This window comes from Mucilaginibacter flavidus, from assembly GCF_024055575.1.
Classification (GTDB): domain Bacteria; phylum Bacteroidota; class Bacteroidia; order Sphingobacteriales; family Sphingobacteriaceae; genus Mucilaginibacter; species Mucilaginibacter flavidus.
This window is the reverse complement of sequence record NZ_JAMXOE010000003.1, coordinates 81,015-102,165: the sequence shown is the minus strand read 5'-3', so window position 1 is coordinate 102,165 and position 21,151 is coordinate 81,015. Positions and strand designations below refer to the sequence as shown.

General features: G+C 43.4%; 15 protein-coding genes. 4 read left to right on the top strand and 11 right to left on the bottom strand.

Annotation, left to right across the window (positions count from 1 at the left end; all coding sequences use genetic code 11):
* Positions 1-50 precede the first annotated feature (50 nt).
* Positions 51-1,478, top strand: coding sequence for a DUF5723 family protein (locus NAF19_RS08305; protein ID WP_252789445.1), 1,428 nt, complete (start codon positions 51-53; stop codon positions 1,476-1,478).
* A 160-nt stretch (positions 1,479-1,638) separates the two neighbouring features.
* Here NAF19_RS08305 and tsaB read toward each other — a convergent pair whose 3' ends face one another.
* From tsaB to rpmH, 4 genes are all read right to left on the bottom strand, one after another.
* A complete protein-coding gene (gene tsaB / locus NAF19_RS08300; protein ID WP_252789443.1) occupies positions 1,639-2,325 on the bottom strand; it encodes a tRNA (adenosine(37)-N6)-threonylcarbamoyltransferase complex dimerization subunit type 1 TsaB in 687 nt (228 codons plus the stop codon).
* A 96-nt stretch (positions 2,326-2,421) separates the two neighbouring features.
* Positions 2,422-2,664 (bottom strand): membrane protein insertion efficiency factor YidD, encoded by a 243-nt coding sequence (gene yidD / locus NAF19_RS08295; RefSeq protein WP_252789442.1) that lies wholly within the window; start codon positions 2,662-2,664, stop codon positions 2,422-2,424.
* Entirely contained in the window at positions 2,661-3,044 is a 384-nt protein-coding gene (locus NAF19_RS08290; RefSeq protein WP_252789440.1) for a ribonuclease P protein component, read from the bottom strand. The genes yidD and NAF19_RS08290 overlap by 4 nt, the downstream gene beginning before the upstream one ends.
* A gap of 73 nt (positions 3,045-3,117) precedes the next feature.
* Positions 3,118-3,276, bottom strand: coding sequence for a 50S ribosomal protein L34 (gene rpmH, locus NAF19_RS08285; protein WP_252789439.1), 159 nt, complete (start codon positions 3,274-3,276; stop codon positions 3,118-3,120).
* A gap of 220 nt (positions 3,277-3,496) precedes the next feature.
* Here rpmH and NAF19_RS08280 point away from each other — a divergent pair, with 220 nt between their 5' ends.
* Both NAF19_RS08280 and NAF19_RS08275 read left to right on the top strand, forming a co-directional pair.
* Positions 3,497-4,375: a ChaN family lipoprotein gene (locus NAF19_RS08280; protein WP_252789437.1), complete on the top strand. Its 879-nt coding sequence runs from the start codon at positions 3,497-3,499 to the stop codon at positions 4,373-4,375.
* A gap of 131 nt (positions 4,376-4,506) precedes the next feature.
* Positions 4,507-5,592 (top strand): SGBP N-terminal domain-containing protein, encoded by a 1,086-nt coding sequence (locus tag NAF19_RS08275; RefSeq protein WP_252789436.1) that lies wholly within the window; start codon positions 4,507-4,509, stop codon positions 5,590-5,592.
* A gap of 96 nt (positions 5,593-5,688) precedes the next feature.
* On the opposite strand, the gene mscL is transcribed toward NAF19_RS08275, so the two are convergent.
* The gene (gene mscL / locus NAF19_RS08270) at positions 5,689-6,105 is read right to left on the bottom strand and encodes a large-conductance mechanosensitive channel protein MscL (RefSeq protein WP_252789434.1); all 417 of its coding nucleotides are present in this window, start codon (positions 6,103-6,105) and stop codon (positions 5,689-5,691) included.
* A gap of 156 nt (positions 6,106-6,261) precedes the next feature.
* On the opposite strand from mscL, the gene rpoN reads away from it, so the two are divergent.
* Positions 6,262-7,734, top strand: coding sequence for an RNA polymerase factor sigma-54 (gene rpoN / locus NAF19_RS08265; protein ID WP_252789432.1), 1,473 nt, complete (start codon positions 6,262-6,264; stop codon positions 7,732-7,734).
* A gap of 136 nt (positions 7,735-7,870) precedes the next feature.
* Here rpoN and NAF19_RS08260 read toward each other — a convergent pair whose 3' ends face one another.
* From NAF19_RS08260 to NAF19_RS08235, 6 genes are all read right to left on the bottom strand, one after another.
* A complete protein-coding gene (locus tag NAF19_RS08260; RefSeq protein WP_252789431.1) occupies positions 7,871-8,887 on the bottom strand; it encodes a PorP/SprF family type IX secretion system membrane protein in 1,017 nt (338 codons plus the stop codon).
* A 281-nt stretch (positions 8,888-9,168) separates the two neighbouring features.
* Positions 9,169-13,596: a YVTN family beta-propeller repeat protein gene (locus NAF19_RS08255; protein ID WP_252789429.1), complete on the bottom strand. Its 4,428-nt coding sequence runs from the start codon at positions 13,594-13,596 to the stop codon at positions 9,169-9,171.
* Positions 13,597-13,685: 89 nt separating this feature from the next.
* The gene (locus tag NAF19_RS08250; protein WP_252789427.1) at positions 13,686-16,580 is read right to left on the bottom strand and encodes a YVTN family beta-propeller repeat protein; all 2,895 of its coding nucleotides are present in this window, start codon (positions 16,578-16,580) and stop codon (positions 13,686-13,688) included.
* Positions 16,581-16,712: 132 nt separating this feature from the next.
* Positions 16,713-17,417, bottom strand: coding sequence for an NUDIX hydrolase (locus tag NAF19_RS08245; protein ID WP_252789426.1), 705 nt, complete (start codon positions 17,415-17,417; stop codon positions 16,713-16,715).
* A 162-nt stretch (positions 17,418-17,579) separates the two neighbouring features.
* Positions 17,580-19,349 carry an ABC transporter ATP-binding protein gene (locus NAF19_RS08240; protein ID WP_252789424.1) on the bottom strand — a complete coding sequence of 590 codons (1,770 nt, stop codon included), beginning with the start codon at positions 19,347-19,349 and terminating at the stop codon, positions 17,580-17,582.
* On the bottom strand, positions 19,330-21,081 hold the full coding sequence (locus tag NAF19_RS08235; RefSeq protein WP_252789423.1) for an ABC transporter ATP-binding protein: 1,752 nt from the start codon (positions 21,079-21,081) through the stop codon (positions 19,330-19,332). The genes NAF19_RS08240 and NAF19_RS08235 overlap by 20 nt, the downstream gene beginning before the upstream one ends.
* Positions 21,082-21,151 lie beyond the last annotated feature (70 nt).

Genomic DNA, 21,151 nt, shown 5'->3' with positions numbered 1-21,151 from the left:
CGGAAGTTTATCTTTAAAACGTATATAAAAGCCACGGCATCGCGAGCTATATGAAGAAAATTTTATTTATTTTTTTGCTGCTATCGTTCTCAGTTAAAATCTTTGGTCAACAGTTTTCCCAGTACAATACCGGCAGCCTGTACGACTCGTTTGAAAACCCGTCGCAAAAAGCCTTCATTACGGACTCAAGCAAACAGTTTGCATCAAACTTCCTACTGCCAACTTTCAACGCCAACTTTTTTATAACCGGCGATGCCCAGGCAACGCTAAAAAGCCGTGCGTTTGCTAACAAATACAACAATTCGTCATTACTGATTGGCCAGGGCAAATTCAACCACATGGATGTGCACGTTAATGCATACCTGTTAATGTTTAAGATGTTCTCGAGCCTCAACGGCGACGTAGAGCTCGGTTTTGCAGCCCAAACCAAAGCTGAAGGCGCTGGTGTATTCACCGATGAATCCATGGCGATACTAAATGGCCCAGGCAGTTTCAAAGCCAACAACTATTCTGATATTTTTAATGATAGCTATTATTTTCAATCATATCACCAGGTTAGCTTCACTTATAAGGAAAGAATTAACAAACATTTTACTTTGGGCGCAAAACTCAGTGTGTTAATGGGGATACAATACGAAGAACTGCACATTAATCATTCCCAAATTGTGCTTGATAAACCCAATGATTCGGCTATTTTAGGCTTAAGTGGAGTGTATTATTCCAGCTATATCCCGGGGCACCTGGTACCGCGCGATTACCTCCCTACGTTTAGAAACCCGGGCGCTTCAATTTCGTTAGGCGCAACCTACCGGACGGAAGATGGCTTTATCATACAGGGTAATATCAAAGATTTTGGTTATATCCATTGGAGTGGCCGCTCTCATATTTATGCTTTCGACGACATTTCGACTATAAATGGCCTTTCATCGAATAAACGTGAAGGGAATATATACGATGAGGTTGAGCGAATTACTCACGGCGGTGTCTCACAAACATCATTTACCACCCCAATTGATGGCCGGGCCGAACTTAGTGTTAACCAGAAGTTTTGGATTGACGATAATAAAACTTTTAGGTATATGCCAACGCTTATAGCATCTAAACAGTTATTTTACCCTGGTTTTATCGGTGCCCTGGTTAACCCGGTTCAGTATAAAAACTACACCGTTACTGTAACAACTACCTATAACGATCTGAAATTATTTGGTATCGGCGGGCAGTTTATGTATCAAACACCCAATTTTGATTTCTACATTGGTAGTGACAGGGGCCGGCAAACCGCCAGTGTGATTAAGGGTGCATTAAGCAAATCTTCAAGCCAGAGTAACCTTTCATTTTCGGGAGCCGATTTCTTCCTTGGCTTTGCGCTCAAGATAGGCCCGGTTATTGAGCACCCAATGAATGCCAGTTCCATCCCAACCGGCGAAAAAGGTTTTTTAGGCAGGCTGTGGGGAAGAATATTTAAGACAAACGACTAGTTTTGATTTTGGATGTCAGATTTTCGATTTCAGATTTATTAAATTCGGATTGCGAAATGCCAATTTCGGAATGAAAAAGACAAATTAAATGCGAAACCCTCTTGAGCAGCCGTTGAAAACAAACAAACGCGAAAAATCGAAAGTCCCAAATCCGAAATTCCTACAAAGCTTTTTTACCTGCAATAAAATCTTTAAGATAATAAGGTTCAAAATAAGCGACATCCTCAAAATTACCGTTGTTAAACTTTTCGGCAGCTTTTTTGGTAAGGTGAGTAGCTGAGTTTAAAAAATCGGGCAGGTATAAAGCGTTAGGGTGTGCCTTTAAAACATTGAAACATTTCTCAGCACCATCGCCAAAAAACAACACTTTGTTATTCTGCAAAATATCAGCGAAACTGTTTTCATCAACAATTTCAGCTGCAGTTGGCTTTATGATTTCGCCATTGATGTTAAAAATAGCGGTGTAGACCTCCATGCGGCGGGCGTCAATCATGGGGCATAGCAGCAGGTCGGTCTGGTTGCTATATACATCCAGCCCGGCAACACCCTCAGCCATAGCGGATAAAGTTTCAACAGCAATAAGTGGCTTATCCAACGCGAAACATAAGCCTTTTGCCGTTGATATACCTATACGTAAGCCTGTGTACGAGCCTGGCCCACAGCTCACGGCAATAGCGTCCAGATTGTTATATGAAAAACCTGCGCCGGTAATAATTTCTTCAACAAACCGTGTTATTACCTCAGCGTGTAAATTACGGCCATTAACCTGCTTAAAGCCCAAAACATTACCATCCTTTGCTAAAGCAACGGAGCATGAGGCGGTGGCAGTTTCTATTTGTAGTATCATTTTGTAGTCGAAATTCTTAAGTCCTGAGTCCTAAGTCTCGCGTCAAAAACAGCCTTTCAAACTAAAGACTTAAGACTCAAGACTTCGGACTCTTCATCAAGGTACAGGGTCGTGCCCGTGCCCACCCCAGGGATTGCAACTGGCAATACGTTTCAAAGTTAACCATCCGCCCTTAAACGGACCATGCTTTTTTATGGCCTCAACGCCATATTGCGAACAAGTTGGCGTATATCTGCAGGATGCCCCGGTTAGCGGCGAAATAAAATATTGGTATATTTTTATAAGGACGACGAATATTGACCCAACTATAAGTTTCAATAAATTGCTTACGGCCTTCATTTAGTAATTTCGGCACAAAGCTGGGTTAAAAGCTTCAACATCTTTTTTTCAGCAAAATCATATTCAGCAATATCCTTGCCTATAAATCCAACAGATAGTACGATATTTTTACTGGCACTGTTAAGTGCATCATACAAATGCTGTTGTTTATTTAACCTGTAGGCTTCGCGCATACGCCGTTTTATTAAGTTACGGTCGTGAGCGTGCTTGTAGCGCCTCTTTGATACCGAAAATAAAATCTGCGCAGGAAATTGCATGGGCTCGTCAATAAGCAGCCACGATGCTTTGAAAGGATAACATAAAAAAGAAGAACCGTTATGAAAAAGCTTGTCAATAAGCCCTTTATTACATAACCGTTCTTCTTTCTTAAAAGTATACATTGTTGCTGATAACTGAACCGAAATTTAAGTACATAACCGGCCAGGAGCCCCCTATCCGGGCTAAGCAACCGGATTATGACTTATGGCTACCCTCGTCAGAAACAGATAATCTTTTTCTGCCTTTAGCTCTTCTTGCAGCTAAAATCCTTCTGCCGTTAGCAGTTGACATGCGCTCACGGAACCCGTGTTTATTTCTTCTTTTCCTTTGTGAGGGCTGAAACGTTCTTTTCATGGCTATTTATTCTATTCGTCGTTTTTTAAAACAAGAGCGCAAATGTAGTTATTTTTTGTAGTTTTTCAAATATTGTTTTGCTTTTTAGTTTTGGTGACATTGAATTGGGTTCAATAGGTTGATTAAGTTGTTATCGTTTGATATATTGCATGACAATAAAGGTGGGAAAGATTTAATCTTAATCAACATAATCCAACTTAGTCAACTCAATCAGCTAAAAATGAAACTATCACTATCCATTATCTTCTTTCTCCTCCCCCTTTGTATTCTAGCCCAGGATTCACTATCAACCCACTACAAAATTTACAGCTCTTCAAAACAAAAAATTGTTACGCTTGATGAAATTGCAGCTGATATGAACAAAGCCGATGTCTTATTTTTTGGCGAAGAACATAATGACTCCACCGGACATTACCTCGAGCAGGCCATGTTCAAAAAACTGGCTGATAAATATCCGGGCACGGTGGCCTTATCGATGGAAATGTTTGAAACCGATTGCCAAATACCCTTGAACGAATATCTTGCAGGTTTTATACGTGAGAAGAACTTTATTACCGAAGCCCGGGCCTGGAAAAATTATAAAGACTACAGGCCAATGATAGAATTGGCAAAAGCCAATCACATACCTGTTACAGCCGCCAACGCCCCCGCACGCTATGTTAACATGACCAACCGGCTTGGCCTTACCAGCTTGCAGCAGCTTGACGCAACCGGGAAAGCCTTTTTACCGCCATTACCTATTGATACTGCTACCGGAATCTACTACGACAAATTTGTTGAGGTGATGGGTGGACACGAAGCTGTAAACAAATCAAAAGTATTCCAGGCGCAAAACCTTTGGGACGCCACTATGGGCTACAATATTGCAAAGACTTATAAGGCACATCATGGATTCAAAATATTCCAGGTAAATGGCGGTTTTCACAGCGAAGAAAAGCTGGGCACTGCCGCGCAGTTAAAAAAGTATGCACCAAACATCCGCATATTAAACATTGCCGCCTACGCCGATGACAACTTCGCCAACCCCGATTGGAGCAAGTTTACCGCCAAAGGCGACTATATTATATTGACAGACCCTAAATTGCCCAAGACGTTTTAAGGCTGGCGCACTTCTATTCTGTTTTTATGTTGCCGCCCGCGCCTTCTTTGCATCTCCGGTTAAATAATATAGGCTAAATTTTCCTAGTTCAAACTAAATTATTAGTAGTTTTGATTTATAAACCTTTCTATATGAAGAAAATCGCTTATTTATTTGCGTTGGTTTTTGGGCTGCTTTTAAACTCCTCGTGTAAAAAAGATTCTAAAAACGCCGGAGAATCGCCCACACATTTACCCGTAAATCATAGCTTAGAAAAAGGATTGGTAAGCTTTTCCATTAATGGCGAGCTGGTACCATCAGTAATAGACACACTTACAAATACTATCACGGCAACAATGCCCGATGGTGTAGATATACGTATGCTTACTGCAACGTATACATTAGCCGCTAATGTTAATGCAACGGTAAACAGTACAGCGGTTGCCGGCAGCGCCGTAATTGATCTTACCAGTCAACCGGTACTTACGGTTAGTTCGCCCGATAACGTGCGCCATACATCGTTTACGATAGTGCTACAAACAGAACTTCAATACTTTGGGGTTGGCGGAATAACGCAGGGCGGCACCAGCCTAAATAAAAACTATGATTTTTATTACGACCAGTTTGACGGCAGCCCTTTCCAGGCCATAAATTGTGGGCCAACAGTTGCCACCATGGCCATTAAATGGGCCGATCCCTTCTTTAATAAAAAACCAGCTGATGCACGTCAGCAGATATTGCCGTCTGGCGGCTGGTGGTATACCTCAAACATACAGCAGTACTTAAATAACAATGGCGTTAACAGCAAAATCGACACTTTAGTAAATGTAGCAGGTCAGGTTGCCGAAAGCATTGATAAAGGATACCTGGTAATACTATGCCTTGATATGTATTCGGTGCCATTTAATTCACTGGCATATCAGCATACACAGAAATTTTACCCTACGTCGGGAACTGGTTGGGGTCATTTTCTATTGGTTAAAGGCTACAAACAAACCGTCGACAACACCTATCTTGAAGTTTATGACCCTTATTCACGTGGATTAAAATACAATACAGTTACCCCAGGTCAGTATTTGGGGCAAGACAGGTACTACGTAAGCAGTGATATTAAAGCTGCGACAGATATCTGGTGGCCCTATGCAATTATTGTTGCGCCAAAAGGAAAAGTTGTTAAAACCACGCATTTAAAAGTTAACAGCATTACTAAACCAATACCCGATGCGCGGGGTCAATAAAAACAAATCAGCATAAATTAAAAGGCAAATTGAATCAGTTTCAATTTGCCTTATTTAATGACGCAATATTTTGTATCTTAGGATGAACAGGTTTTGTTATTTCTTTCCGGCTGCCAATAAGTCTCTTATCTCGGTAAGCAGAACCTCCTCTTTGGTTGGCCCCGGGTCCGGTGCAGGTGCTGGTGCTTCTTCAGGCTTTTTCAATGAATTAATAGCCTTTACCACCATAAAAATACAAAACGCGATAATAAGGAATTCGATAAAGGTATTGATGAAATTGCCGTAATTAATCGATACATCCGCAATCTTTTTTGTCGGATCACCGGGCTTAATCATCACCTTTAAGTTTTTGAAATCAATCCCGCCGGTTACATACCCAATAGGCGGCATAATAACATCGGTTACCAGCGAAGTAACAATTTTGCCGAAAGCCGCGCCAATAATAACGCCGACAGCCAAGTCGACAACGTTGCCACGCATGGCAAATTCTTTAAACTCTTTGATTATAGCCATATGCCCTGATTTTTGGTTGACCTAAAGTAACAAATAAATTTACTTGCCGTACAAACAAAATATTTTTTTTGGCATTTAACACCAATGTCAATCGCCATTTATCTTAATTATTTTTTAGTTAAAGTAATTGGTGTATTTTTGACCCCAGTCTAATTTATGTTAAAACAGAATCTTCAACAAAAGCTTTTACAAAAACTCTCGCCACAGCAGATACAATTTATAAAATTGCTGCAGGTGCCTACCGTATCATTAGATACCCGTATAAAAGAGGAATTGGAGGAGAACCCGGCCCTTGAAGATTTAAGCCTTACTAACTTAAACGAACCTGAAGAAGCCTACCCCGACCGCGACCCGGAAGAAGATACTTATAATGGTGACGAAGAGAAAGGCGAGCCTGATGAGTTCAATATTGACGACTACCTGCAGGAAGATAACGTAAACGAATATGGGTCGCGTTATGACCAGAATGGCGACGACGAGGATGAGCGCAAAGAGATCCCTATTGCAGTACAAAGTTCATTTTTTGAAAGCTTGCAGCAGCAGCTTGATTTACTTCCTCTTTCGGATAAAGACTTCAGGATAGGTAAACAGATCATAGGCAGTCTCGACGATGACGGGTATCTGCGCCGTCCGATAACTTCACTTACTGACGACCTTGCATTTTCACAAAATGTTTTTGCCGAAGATGAAGAGGTTGAAGATATGCTGAAGGTAATACAAACTTTTGACCCTGCCGGCGTTGGCGCCCGCAGCCTGCAGGAATGCCTGATAATACAACTAAGAAAAAAAGAAGGCGACCCCATCGTAAAAAAAGCAATGATGGTAGTTGAACATTACCTGGACGAGTTTACCCGCAAACATTACGATAAGCTTGAAAAATCGCTAAACATGACATCTGCTGAATTAAAGGCAGTTGTTAATGAAATTCTGAAACTTAACCCAAAACCCGGCGACTCGAACGAGGTAAATACCAAGCAAATGCAGGTGATACCTGATTTCCATATCTCAAACAACGACGGGATACTGATACTGACGCTCAATTCAAAAAACGCTCCCGAACTTAGGGTGAGCCGCTCGTACCAGGAGATGTTTGAGCATTACGACAAAGCATCGCAGCGGGATAAGAAGTTAAAAGAGGCCGTTCAGTTTGTAAAACAAAAGCTCGATTCGGCAAAATGGTTTATCGATGCTATTAAGCAGCGCCAGCAAACGCTGTTAAAAACCATGAATGCTATAATGCAATATCAATACGAGTTCTTCCTAACCGGCGACGACAAGAACCTGAAACCGATGATATTGAAGGACATTGCCGATCGTATTAATATGGATATTTCGACGGTTTCGCGTGTTGCCAATTCAAAATATGTGCAAACTGAGTTCGGGACGTTCCTGCTTAAGTCCTTTTTCTCCGAGGCTATACAGACTGAAAGTGGTGAGGAAGTATCAAATAAAGAAGTTAAGAAGATACTTGAAGAACATATAGGTAAAGAAGATAAACGCCATCCCCTGGCCGATGAAAAACTTACCGAAATACTTAAAGATGCCGGCTACAACATTGCCCGCCGTACCGTAGCCAAATACCGTGAGCAGATGAATATACCTGTTGCAAGGTTGAGAAAGGAACTGTAGTCGAAGCCCCCCGGCCCCCTAAAGGGGGAGTTTTTGATTTGCATTACGAAAGACAACTTGCCAAGTTTTGAAAACCTGGCAAGTTATATCGTATTGAATTTCTTTTACTCCCCCTTTAGGGGGCTGGGGGGCCTTCTTAAAAAAGGTGCTGCGGACAAGTAACCTTATACCTGTTGTTAAGCAACAAACCAATCACAATTTCGTGGGTACCATTACTTACAGTATTTAAGGCTGATGTGGTAATATCATACGAATAGCCGATATTTATAAATGAGCTGACGTTTACGCCGGCCAACACGCCGAATGAATCATTGTGACGATACGATCCGCCAAACCAGAATTTATCGCTGAATGAAAACTTGGCATTTAAATCATAAGTGATTGGTGTAGGTTGAATCACCTTTATCAAAAAAGATGGCAGCAGCGTTATTTCATCAGTTAAAAAAACCTTAACCCCACCTGTTAAAAAATACTGCGGCACCGTTTTGCTTTGGTTATACGCTTTACTCGAGCTAAAATAAAGGTTTTGCGGTATAAGCTGCTGCACCGATGCTCCAACGTAATAAGTCGACGAATATAGCCAGGTACCAATACTTAGGTCAGGTTTCCATTGGCTATTGTTGCCGTTGCTTATCGCAGGATCAAGCGGATTTTCAAGCGTTATTAAGGCCGTATTAAGGCTGATATGGTTAAATCCTGCTGATGCCCCTACTGCAAGGTTTAAGTTGGCAGCAAGCCCCAGGTGATAAGCATATGACAAATTAAAAGTTGTTTGATTTATCGGGCCAGCCTGGTCACTAATTATGCTGGCGCCTATGCCGTGGTGCGGCTCAGCAGCCATATAGTTTTGCGTGTATAGCCTGCTCGACGGGTTTATGCCACCAGTAGCCGGAAATGCCGTAGCATCGCCATTTAAAAAGTTGGAACCAAGCGGTGCGCTGATAGTTAAATAGCTGGTAACAGGTGCCCCCTGCAAACCAGTCCACTGGCTGCGGTAACCTGCTTTAACATCGGTATAATTTTCAATACCTGCAACCGCCGGGTTTAACAGGTAGTTATTAAATACATACTGTGTGTATTGCGGCTTTTGCTGGGCCGATACCAATTGTAAGCATGAAATAAAAACGAACAATAAGTATAAAATTCTTTTCATTAATATATAATGGTTCTATAAAAGCCGTTTTTGCTACGAACGTGTTTACGTTAAAGTTATTGCTATAGTTAGGTTGGTAGTACGCTTAATATCGTTCAAATCAAGCGATACACAATGCAACCAATATACGAATATAGTTTTTCTCCTTATCCCTTGTATATACCTGCGCGTTATTTTAATTTTTAATTAAGGTTAATTTTCAAAAATTAATCTTTTATGCAACAAAACTCACCAATTTAACACCACAATTAATGTCTCACTTGTAAACCTGTTTTGCTGCATTACCTTATAATTGTAATGCTGCCTGAATATGGTTTGCTATCATTTTTAAGATCGATAATATAGTAATAGGTACTAACAGGCAGCAATGTCCCTTTATACCTGCCATCCCACGATTTGCCATAACCAACAGATGAAAATACATTTTGCCCCCACCTGTTGTAAATATTTACTATGCAACCTGGGTAACTGTCGATATTGGCGATGTTCCAGGTATCATTTATGCCATCGTCATTGGGGGTAAAAGTGTTTGGGATTTTTAACGGCACGTTTATTCCTAAAACCGTAAGCACACCGTTTACCAAAGCAATATCATAATTTGGCGAAGCAGCCCCGGAAACTAAAATGGTGTATTTTCCCGGAAGGGATGTTTCGTCAGCAATAGTCGAAACAACCGGCAGCGATGTTAATTGTGCGGGGCTTTCATTATTTACAAACCCGCTGTAAGTTAAGGTAAGCGCTGGGTTGGGGTCTTTATAAGTTTTGATTTTATCATCAGCTGTTATTGTCAATGGCGTCTTATTAACAGTAAGATCAGCATTCATATAGCTAATTGCATAATTCTTCGGGTCAAATGTCCCGCCGGTTACGTCTGCAGGTGTTACTGAGCCTGCGTAGGTCCCTGCCGGGTCGGTTGCCGCTGAGCCCTGTCCATACGTAATGGTTACGGTTTGGACGGTTTCGCTATTCTGCAAGCCGGCAACAGTAAAATCAGCCGAGCCGGGTGCACCGGCAAGCAAGATGCCATAGTTCTTACTTTTGGCATTTGCAATTACCGTAAGCGGTGCCGGACTAACTAAACTTACCGGCAATTGAGGGTAAATAGTATTTACGCCTGTGCTCTCCAGGCTTATAGAGCCCCCGTAAGAGCCAACCGGCGTGGTTTTTGCCAATCGCACATAAATTGTAGTCGGAGCAATTGTGCCTGCGGCGCCCACAGTGATGGTATTGCTGAAATTGATATTATCGGTACTTACTTCAACACCCGCTGGCGGGGTAACCTTGATACCTTCCCTCATATCTCTGCCTGATATTGTAAACGATGTTACCGGCGAAGGCGTGCCATAAATAGTATTGACGCCATTTGGCGGCTGGTCGTTAGTAATAGCCGGCGGCAGCGATGCTTTTACTGTTATAGTAAATGTTACCGGCTGGCCATCACACGCAGGGCTCGGGCTCAGGAAGGTTCCAATGGCTGCGGGGTCTTTCCCCACTGGGATCTCATTAAATACAGTGTTTGTTGCAGCATCAATAACCGACAACTTATTTTCACTCTGGCTGGTAACGTAAACAAATTTCCCGTCGGGGCTAACGTTCACGCCCGTTGGCTGCCCAAATCCTTCAATAGTGGCCACTACAGCATTTGTAGCTGTATTTACCACCGAAACATTAGTAGATGCTACATTTGGAATATATAGCCTGCTGCCATCGGGACTGATCCCCAGGTAAAGGGGAGAGAAGTTGCCCGTAATGGTGCCTGAAACCGTATTCGTTGCGGTGTTAATTACCGAAATATCACGCGAGGTTTCATTGGCGACATATAACTTGCTGCCATCCGGGCTAAAACACAGTCCAAAAGGAGCCTCGCCCACATTTATCGTTTTTTGAAGGGTATAGTCAGCTATGCGAATAACTGATACCGTGGTCGACCTATTGTTTGATACATACAGGGTGCCACCATCGGGGCTCACGGCAACATCAATGGGCCCTGTAAAGCCGACTATAGTATGTATTACCGCATTGGTTAAAACATCAATCACCGCCACACTATTGCCGTTTAAACTTGCAACAAACAGTAAACTGCCATCCGCATTTGATTTTATACCATATGGTGAACTCCCGACCGGAATAGCCCCCTTAACGGTATTTGTGGCCGGATCGATTATTGAAACCGTTGAACCATCGGCGTTTGTAACGTAAATTAGATTGTTCCTGGCATTAATCGTCACGCCGATAGGGTGATTTCCGACCGGCAAAAAAGCTATCACCGAATTAGATGCCAGGCTTACTACCGAAACATCGTTTGACTGCAGGTCAGGAATATATGCGTACCCGAGTTTTAACGGTGTCACGGTTATAGTGGCTGTGATATCGGCTGCACCGGTGTTTATAGCTTTAAACGCGGCAATGTCGCCCAAACCAGCCGCAGGCAAGCCGATCCCCGGCTTATCATTGGTCCACCTAAACTGGTTTCCGCTGCCTGCAAAACTAATGGCATCGGTGACATCGCCATCTTGTTTGGTTTGATTGCCTATTGCATTAACCGTTGGTAAGGCATTTACAAGACCCCTAACGGGAACCGTTTGAGTAGGTATTCCTGGAGTTGATAAATCGACATCGCCTGAAACACTCCCTATCGCATAGTCGGCCGATCTTACATATACCACAACATTTGAAACACTGCCGTTCGTACGTGCCAGGGTTACGCTCTTAGTAAAGCCGCTGATTGCCGAGAGTGAAACTTCAAATCCAATGGGAGCCATAGCAGTTATATCGCCAGTCAAAGCAGTGCCCGAAACTGCAAACTGCTGGACGTTGGGACTGGCAGATGGCGAGCCGGCGCAGGCAATTATTGTGCCAGTTACAGCACTGTGTGTAATTGAAGGGGTTTGGACGTTAACTGTAATTGTAAAAGTAGCCGGAATGCCAGGGCAGTCGGCCCCCGGCACCGCAAGGGTACCGAATGCGCTGGGCGCAGCCCCCACCAGAATTTTATTTACCACCTGGTTGGTGGCTGTATTGATAACTAAAACCGTATTATCCGCGGGGGTCGTAACGTATAGTAAGCTGCCGTCGCGGTTCAATAACATACCCCAGGGCTTTGTACCCACTGTAATTGTTTTAACAATTTGTTTGGACGCTATATCAATTACTAAAATTTTATCATCGAGGTCACTGGTTGAATACAACAATTTACCATCAGGAGTAACAGTGATGGCTGATGGATTACTGCCTATAGGCAAGGTTGCCGTTACTTTATTAGTCGCCGTATTAATTACTGAAATGGTTCCATCCTGAAAATTTGATACATAAACCCAATTACCATCTCTGCTCATCGCGATGCCCTCGGCCTGCTTTCCCACCGGTATATTGTCAATTAATGCACCGGTTGCCGTATCAATCACCCATAAATCGTTCTCACCATTATTTGATACATACAAGAGTTTCCCGTCGTTACTCAGCACAACACCCAAGGGTGTTAGTCCTGCCGGGATGGTTTTCACAACGCTGCTGCTGCCTGTGCTAATAACCGAAATGTTATTATCGTATATATTGGCAACGTATAGCTTGCTGCCGTCGGAACTTATTACCGTTGCAGATGGTACTCCTCCTACGGGAATTGTATTAATTACGCTGTTTGTTGATGTATTTATTACCGAAACATCATCAGAGCTTTCGTTAGTAACATATACCCTGCTGCCGTCGGGCGAAATAGTGATCCTTACCGGATTACTACCAACAGGTATTGTCGCCACGGCTTTATTGGTAGAAATATCAATAACTGAAACGGTGTTATCATTTGCATTGGTAACGTAGCCATATTTTTTAGTTTCCGGTGTTACGGTAATAGTGGCTTTAAGCTGAGATCCACTGACATTAACAGCCGTAAACGAGGGCAAATCACCTGTTCCGCTCGCCGGGAGTCCTATTGCCGGTGTGTCATTAACCCAATGGAATATATTACCTGTTCCTGTAAAATTAACAGCAGTAGTAATATCACCATTTACGTATATTTTGTCGCCCACCGGGTCCACAACAGGTAACGCGCTGACTGTTCCGCTCACCTCTACTGTTAAATTTGTTGCCCCTGCCGTAGCGAGTGTAATTTTACCCGAAATAGGCCCTACCACTGCCGAAGCCGCCGATCTTACATAAACCAGCACATTGGTTACTTTCCCAGCAGACTGGTTTAGCGTAACTGCGCCGCTAAAACCATTGTTTGCCGACAATGACACTTCAAAACCGGCCGGTGCCGTGACAGTTATTCCAGCTGTTAAACCTGTTCCCGAAACTGTAAATTGCTGAATATTGGGGCTTGCCGAGGCTGTACCCACACAGGCCGATATGCTGCCGCTAACCACGGTAGCAGTAATTGCAGGCGACGCATTTACTTTGATGGTGAACGTTTGCGGTATACCGGGGCATCCTGTAGCATTTGCCGGCGTTACTTTTATGGTGGCCGTTATTGCCGTTGGCCCGGTATTTACAGCCGTAAATGATGGAATATCGCCAGTGCCGTTTGCGGGCAGGCCAATCCCCGGTTTATCGTTTGTCCAGGTAAATGTGGTGCCTGTGCCGGCAAAGTTTATTACTGTAGTAAGGTCACCATTTATGTATGTTACATCGCCGGGTTTATTTACGGTCGGCAACGCATTTATTGTCCCGGTAACGGCAACCCTTTGGTCGGTAGCGCCTGCAGAAGTTAGCACCACATTACCAGCGATATTGCCGGTTGCAGAAGCCGCAGAACGAACATAAACTACAATATTTGTTACAAGCCCACCTGACTGGTTTATTATTACACTATTGCCGTAGCCACTGTTAGCGACAACGAAACTTCGAAACCTGTAGGAGCTGTGGCTGTTACCCCGGCCGTCAAACCGGTTCCCGAGACCGTAAACTGCTGAATATTGGGACTAGCTGACGGCGAACCTTCACATGCCGAAATGGTGCCTGTTGCCGCTGTTGCGGTTATTTGTGTAGTTTTTGAGTTTACGGTAATTTTAAATGTAATTGGCTGCCCCGGGCATCCCGGCCCCTTGCTTATGAAACTGCCCAACGACATCGGGTTATTAAAGGCGGGACCTGTAATGGTGGTTATCTTGCTATAATTGGTAGTGTTAAATATGTCAACGGCATTAGCGGAACGGTTGGTTACATACAACTCTTTGTCGTCGCTGCTTACCGATACAGTGAAAGGGGAGCCCGTGGCAGGCAGTGTTTTTATAACAGCATTATTGGCAGTGTTAATAATATCCACTTCGTTTGCCTGGCTGCAGGCAACATACACCCTGGTGCCCGTGGAGTTAATGGCAATACCATACGGCCCGGCGCCAACCGGGATGGACGATACCGTCTTGGTGGCCAGGTTCACCCGGGTAACAGAACTATTCTGATTGTTTGTAAAATAGAGGCTTTTACCATCAGGTGTTATAACCATGCCATAATTATAAGAAGAACCGAGAGGTATGGTTGAATCGAGTACATTAGTTGATGCGTTAATAATATACACCGCATTAGGGCTCCCTTCTGTTGCCGCGTACACCCACTTACCATCAGGGCTTACAGCTATCGAAATAATGCTGGGCAGATTGGGTATTGTAGTGATAACACTGTTATTTTGTGTTTCAATCACTGATATAGAAGCAGCGTTGGAGTTTGCCGTATATACCCGGGTGCCATCCGGACTTATAGCTATGCCGTAAGGGCTATTCCCTACAGGGATCGAGGTTAATAATGTGTTATCGGCAGTGTTAATTACCGAAACCGTACTGGCGTCATTATTTGCGATATATACTCTTTTTCCGTCAGCACTTGTCACTATGCCAACAGGTATTGAACCACCATTTATAGTTTTAATTACCTTATGCGTAGTGCAATTAATAACGGCAATCATATTTGACCCCTGGTTGGCCACGTAAGCGTAATCTGTTGGCAAAGGCGTTACCTTAATTGTAGCAATAACAGGGGTAGTTCCGGTATTGACGGCGGTAAACGAGGGCAGATCGCCTATGCCGTTTGCAGGCAGCCCTATTCCCGGTTTATCATTGGTCCAGTTAAATTTACCGGCCGTGCCGGTAAATACTACCGGGCTTGTAACATCACCATTGTAGTAAATTTTATCTGTTACCGGGTCAACTGTCAGCAACGCATTTACCGTGCCGCTAACAGCTACATTTTGGTCAGCCGCACCCGCCGAGCTCAGCACCACATTGCCTGAAATACTGCCGGTGGCTGTAGCCGCAGAACGGACATAAACCACCACATTCGCCACTTTCCCGCCTGACTGGTTTAGCAACACACTACTGCCATAACCGCTGTTTGCCGAAAGCGACACCTGGAAATTCGCGGGGGCTGTTGCCTTTATCCCAGCCGTTAAATCGCTTCCAGTTACGGTAAATTGCTGGATATCCGGGCTTGCAGACGCAGTACCAACACAAGCCGAAATTGACCCGGTTACGGGCCCTGCAATAATTGTTGGCACAGTAGGATTCACTGAAATTGAAAATGTAACAGGCGGGCCGTTACAGCCTATACTGGTTGTAAATATCCCCAACGAAAGCGGGTCGCTTCCTACATCTACCGAGGTTATTACATTATTTGTAGCTGTACTTATAATATCAACTTTATTGGAGACATGGTTTGCCACATATAATTCCTTACCGTCGGTACTAACTGATACTCCAAACGGAATACCACTGGTATTGATAGTTTTTATAATGATATTGGTGGCGGTGTTAATTACAGATACCTTTTTTGTAAAACTGTTTGCAACATATACCCGTTTGCCATCTGGACGTGCAGTTACGCCGTACGGCCCGCTTACTCCTATTATAAGTTTAGTTTCGGTTTTAGTGATGGTGTTAAAAACCGTTACAGTACCTGGAGCATTATTGGCAATGTATAATGTGTTGCCATCGGGGCTTATCGCTATTCCACCGTTGGTTGTCCCGTTTAGTGGTATAGTAAAATCGACGGTGTTGGTAGCTGTGTTAACTATGTAAAGACTTGCGTTGCCACTTGCATTGGTAACATACAGCCATTTTCCATCGGGGCTAACGCAAGTTCCCTGCGGTGTAATTAAACCGTTTATCGTTGCATCTACAGCATCGGTTGCAGTATTTATAACAGAAATGGTGCCGCTGTTGCTATTTATGGCGTACACCGTAGTACCGTTGGGACTTGCAGCAATACCAAACGGGCCGGCGCCCACTGTAATAGTTTTTATTACAGTGTTGCTTGCTGTGCTTATTACAGATACGGTGCCCGAACCAACATTAGTTACGTATACTTTACTGCCGTCAGGAGTAGCAGCAACGCCAAAGGGGTTTAGTTGTCCCGGTAAACTAATGGTTTTAACAACTGCATGGGTGGCAATGCTGATAACCGAAACGTCGTTTGAATTTTGGTTGCTTATGTACGCATATCCCAATGGCACCGGCGTCGCCTTAATTGTAGCAACAATCGGGGAGGTACCGGTATTACTGGCAGTGAATGACGCTATATCGCCTGTACCGCTTGCAGGCAGGCCAATGGCTGGTTTATCGTTTGTCCAGTTATAAACGCATCCTTGCGGAAAAGCTACGGGCTGAGTTTGCTGCCCGTTATTTACCGTCTGGGGGGATTGCGCCCATGCCAGTATACGTGTGCAAACCAGGAATACAGTAATAATACTTTGTAAAAGGCTCCTCATGGCTTAGGATAAATACATTCAGGTAAATCCTTAAGGGGACATAAAGATTGTATTTTCCCTTCAAATAAACGCTAAAATTGATATCTTTTTTAATAATTAGCGTTTGATTTTCAGCACCTTCAGCGTGAAGCCTTAAAAAAACTTGTCGGGATTGGGCACCAAATTCAAAAACCGTTCGAAGTTTTCCGCATAATGTGATTGGTCGAGCTTGTAATAAAACGCGCCTTTTTTTGAGGAAAATTTATCTTTCTCGTTCAGCTTAACCAAAAGGCCGGTCGACAATAGTTTTCGGCTAAAGTTACGGTCATCGAAAGTGGTATTATAAACTCCCTCGTAAAGTGCCTGAAGTTGAGGTATAGTAAATTTCTCGGGTAATAATTGAAATAATATGGGATGGAGCGCAGCCTTATAACGCAATTGCTTTTGGGCAAGCTTAACCATTTCAGCGTGGTCAAATATCAGTTCAGGCATTTCGTCCAATAAAAACCACTCAGCGTGGTATTCATCGTTTATCTCTTTTTCGTATTGATGTATATCGATAAGGGCGAAATATGCAATTGACAAAGTACGTTCAACAGGGTCGCGGTCTGGTTTGCCAAACACCTGGAATTGCTCCATATAAACATCTTTCAATCCTGTGCGCAATTCCAAAACGCGGTTTGCCGCATCTTCCGGCGATTCGGAGGGCTGGATAAAGCCGCCCATTAAACTCCATTTATCTTTCTCAGGTTCAATATTACGCTGTACCAGTAACAGCTTTAAGTTCCATCCGTCAAATCCGAATATTATACAATCTGTAGCAACTAAAATTCGTTTTTGACCAGTATATCTCTGCATAATCGGTTTATAGTTTATTTACAAGTGTAGGGATTTTTTTTTTAGTCCGAAAGTCCCGAAATTAAGTAAAGTCCGAAAGACCGAAAGTCGGGAAAGTTATTAGATCAACTTTCTTGCGTCTTTATTGACTTTCCCGACTTTACTGACTTTCCCGACTCAAACTTAACTCGTCCTTTTCCCCTGCAACAGCATATCCATCGCATGGTCAAACGACCCGGCGCGGATTACTTCGCCTGAGTTTACAAAGAATATTTCATCAGCATTCTCGATAGTGTTTAGCCGGTGGGCTATTATTACCCTTGTAGTTGTTGCGGGCAGGTTATTTAAAATGTCACTTAGCAATTTTTCGGTAATGGTATCTATGTTGGCGGTAGCCTCATCCAAAATCAGCAAGTCGGGGTTACGCAATACGGCCCGCATAAACGCTATCAGTTGTTTTTGGCCCAGGCTGATGCTGTCGCCGCCCGATAGTACTTTAGTATCCAGGCCGCTTTCAAAAATGGCCAGCAGGGTTCCCAGGTTAGCTTCTTTTATTACCTCTTCCAATTGCTCGTTTGTATGGTTTACATACAGTTCGTTACCGTATAAAATATTCTCGCGCACGGTGCCGGTAAACAGGAACGGCTCCTGCAAAATAAAGCCAATTTTTTTAGTGCGCTCAGTTGGGTCGAATGAGCGGATATCGGCACCTTCAAGCAGTACCATACCTTTATTCGGGTCGTACAGGCGGGCAATAAGAGATGCTGTTGTTGTTTTGCCCCCACCCGTCGGACCCACCAGCGCGTAAGTTTTCCCTTGCTCCAGTTTAAAGCTGATATTGTGCAGTATCTCTTTGTCGTCATCATATCCAAAATACACATCCCTGAATTCGAGTAACGGTGCTGCCGTTTCGGGTATGGTTTTTTCAACTTTTACCAGGTCGGTTTCCAGCGATAATATTTGCGCAATCCTGTCCCACCCGGCCATAGCCGTTTGGAAACCTGTCCACAATGCCGCCAACTGACGTAATGGGTTATAAAAATTATTGGCATATGATGCAAAACTAACAGCCACCAAACCGATGCCAATTTCCCCGCGCGAAAACAAATAAATACCATAGGCAAACACTATTATCTGCGCAAAGCTCGATAACAATGCATAAACCGGCACATACGAGTTGTTAGCTATGCCAGCGCCAATTGCTGTTTTATAATTCTCCTGGTTTGCTTCATCAAACTTTTTGCGGAAATAATCGCGGCGATTAAAGGCAATAATAACCCGAAAATTATTCAGGCTTTCCTGTATTTCAGCGCTCATTCCACCAACGCTTTTGAGGTTCCTGGCATTTTTGCTTTTTACCCATGCCGATGTGATGCTTGTGAACAGTAAAATCACCACTGCCGGTATCAGCGTAGCCGAACCAAGTTTGATATTTATCGACAGCAAAAATATACCCGCGCCCGTCATAGTGGCGATGCTGCCGATAAACTGCATCAACTGCTGCGAAAAAAACTGGTTAAGCTTATCGGTATCATTGTTTACACGCGATATCAAATCGCCGGCTTTGTTTTGATTGAAAAAACCAACCGGCAGCAATTGCAATTTATTAAAGATGGAATTACGCAACGTGAACAACATGCGCTGCCCTACCCCGCCCATCAGCATAGTTTGTACATAGCTGGAAACCAACGATACCAGGTACAGGCAAAACAATATCGCGCAGTTTACCAGTACGCCATGATAGTTTTTGTGGGGCACAAAAATATAATCGTCAATGGTTCTGCCAATAATCAGCGGACCAACCAGGTTAATGCTTGATGTTACCAAAATGGTCATCAACGCCAGCCACAGGTTTTTCTTTTCGTGCGATATCAGCTGCAGCAATTTACCAAGCGACGACCAGGTTGATGACTTGGGCGCCTTGGCCTGCAGGTCATTTAGGTTGTAGTTCATAATTGCTGGTGCTTTGTTGCGAGTTATATATCTGTACGTATTCGGGGCTGGTCTTCATCAGGTGGTCATGCTTACCGCTTGCAATAATTTCGCCCTCCATTAATAAAATTATCTGGTCGTAGTGTTCAACCGAGGCTGTTTTTTGGGTAACCGAAAGCAAGGTTAGGCCTGGGTAATTCTTCTGCACATTGGCCAATATCTTCTTTTCAGTATTTCCGTCGACTCGTGCGGTAAAATCATCCAGCAATAAAACCCTGGGATTTATCGCCAACGCCCTAGCCAGCATGATCCGCTGCTTCTGTCCGCCCGAAAGACTGGAGCCGCGCTCCGAAACTATGGTGCTCAGCTTATCAGGTAAGCTATCTATAAACTCTTTCAGTTCGGCAGTTTCAATAGCTTTTTGCAACGATTCGTCAGTAACCGTATCGCTAAAGGCAATATTTTCGCGAATACTCATATTAAAGATGATACTGTCCTGGAAAACAAAACCCACCTGGCTGTGGAACGATTCGCTATTGTATTCATCAATCGTTCTGTCATCAAACAAAATACTACCGCCGTTTGGCTTTATCAACCCGGTGAGCAGGTAAAGTAACTGGGTTTTGCCAGCAGCCGTAGGCCCTATTATGGCAATTTTAGCACCCGCCTTAATAGTTATCGATATATCTTTAAGCGCCGGTTTTTGCCCGTACACCAGCGAAACATCATTAAGCAGAATATCACCTTTTAGAGTTTCGGTTACTATGCCAGTTTCAATATTGTCGGATGCATTTAAGACCGTATTTATCCTTTGAAAAGATGCCGTGGCTGCCGCTATGATGTTGCTCATAAAGCCGATAACCAGTATAGGGAATATCAATTGGGCCAGGTAACTATAAAAGGCCCCAAAATCTCCCAATGTCATGGTTCCGTTTATAACAAAATGGCCCCCTAAAGCCAGGATACTCAAAGTGGCAATATTGGCCGAAAAAGTAATAACCGGGATTAACCCTGCAAACAACCGCAAAATCGACATGCCGAAATCCTTAGCTTTTGTATTAGCCTGCAAAAACTTATCAAACTCCAGTTGCTGCGAATTGATAACACGTATCAGCGCCGCTCCTAAAATACTTTCGTTTATCACCTTGTTTAGCCAGTCGATAACCTCGCGGGCTTTCATAAACAATGCCCGCACTCTTTTTAACACGTAGAAAAATGTGCCGCCTATAATTGGGATAATAGCTATAACACACAGCGCCAGTTTCCAGTTGATAGTTAGCAGTAAAATACTGGCGCCAACAATTATAAATACTGATGATACTATTGATACCAGCGCCTGTGAAACAAAAAGCTTAATTGAATCAACATCGGCAGTAAGATTTGTCAGCAATTTTGATGGATTAGCCGTCTCAACAAAGGCATAGCTCTGGCGCGATATTTTGTCTGATAACCGTGAGCGCAGGTCGCGCGCCACTTTTTCAGATGTATAAGTTTGAATAACGCTTTGAAAGAATGAGCAGATAAAAATGAACACAACTGCCAGCGAAAACTTGATAATAACCGGCGATGTATCAAAATGCACACGCTGCATCATACTGTGGATATAATCGTCGATACCGTGCGAAATGATTTTTGGCAGCCAAAGGTTAGCACTGTTGCTAAATATAGCAAACAGTATCAGCATAAATACCAAACCCGAATATGGTTTCAGCAGGCTGAAAATACCGGGTGGTTTTGGTTTATCGTCTGGCATAAGCTCTTGATTTTTTTACACAATAAGGGTGGGTAAAAATAACAATGAATTGTTATTTAACATGCAGACA

Coding starts and splice junctions, on each gene's coding strand:
- yidD (WP_252789442.1), bottom strand. CDS start 2,664: ATGAAGGCCGTAAGCAATTTATTGAAACTTATAGTTGGGTCAATATTC.
- NAF19_RS08280 (WP_252789437.1), top strand. CDS start 3,497: ATGAAACTATCACTATCCATTATCTTCTTTCTCCTCCCCCTTTGTATT.
- NAF19_RS08290 (WP_252789440.1), bottom strand. CDS start 3,044: ATGTATACTTTTAAGAAAGAAGAACGGTTATGTAATAAAGGGCTTATT.
- rpmH (WP_252789439.1), bottom strand. CDS start 3,276: ATGAAAAGAACGTTTCAGCCCTCACAAAGGAAAAGAAGAAATAAACAC.
- NAF19_RS08260 (WP_252789431.1), bottom strand. CDS start 8,887: ATGAAAAGAATTTTATACTTATTGTTCGTTTTTATTTCATGCTTACAA.
- mscL (WP_252789434.1), bottom strand. CDS start 6,105: ATGGCTATAATCAAAGAGTTTAAAGAATTTGCCATGCGTGGCAACGTT.
- NAF19_RS08305 (WP_252789445.1), top strand. CDS start 51: ATGAAGAAAATTTTATTTATTTTTTTGCTGCTATCGTTCTCAGTTAAA.
- NAF19_RS08240 (WP_252789424.1), bottom strand. CDS start 19,349: ATGAACTACAACCTAAATGACCTGCAGGCCAAGGCGCCCAAGTCATCA.
- NAF19_RS08275 (WP_252789436.1), top strand. CDS start 4,507: ATGAAGAAAATCGCTTATTTATTTGCGTTGGTTTTTGGGCTGCTTTTA.
- rpoN (WP_252789432.1), top strand. CDS start 6,262: ATGTTAAAACAGAATCTTCAACAAAAGCTTTTACAAAAACTCTCGCCA.
- tsaB (WP_252789443.1), bottom strand. CDS start 2,325: ATGATACTACAAATAGAAACTGCCACCGCCTCATGCTCCGTTGCTTTA.
- NAF19_RS08250 (WP_252789427.1), bottom strand. CDS start 16,580: ATGAGGAGCCTTTTACAAAGTATTATTACTGTATTCCTGGTTTGCACA.
- NAF19_RS08245 (WP_252789426.1), bottom strand. CDS start 17,417: ATGCAGAGATATACTGGTCAAAAACGAATTTTAGTTGCTACAGATTGT.
- NAF19_RS08235 (WP_252789423.1), bottom strand. CDS start 21,081: ATGCCAGACGATAAACCAAAACCACCCGGTATTTTCAGCCTGCTGAAA.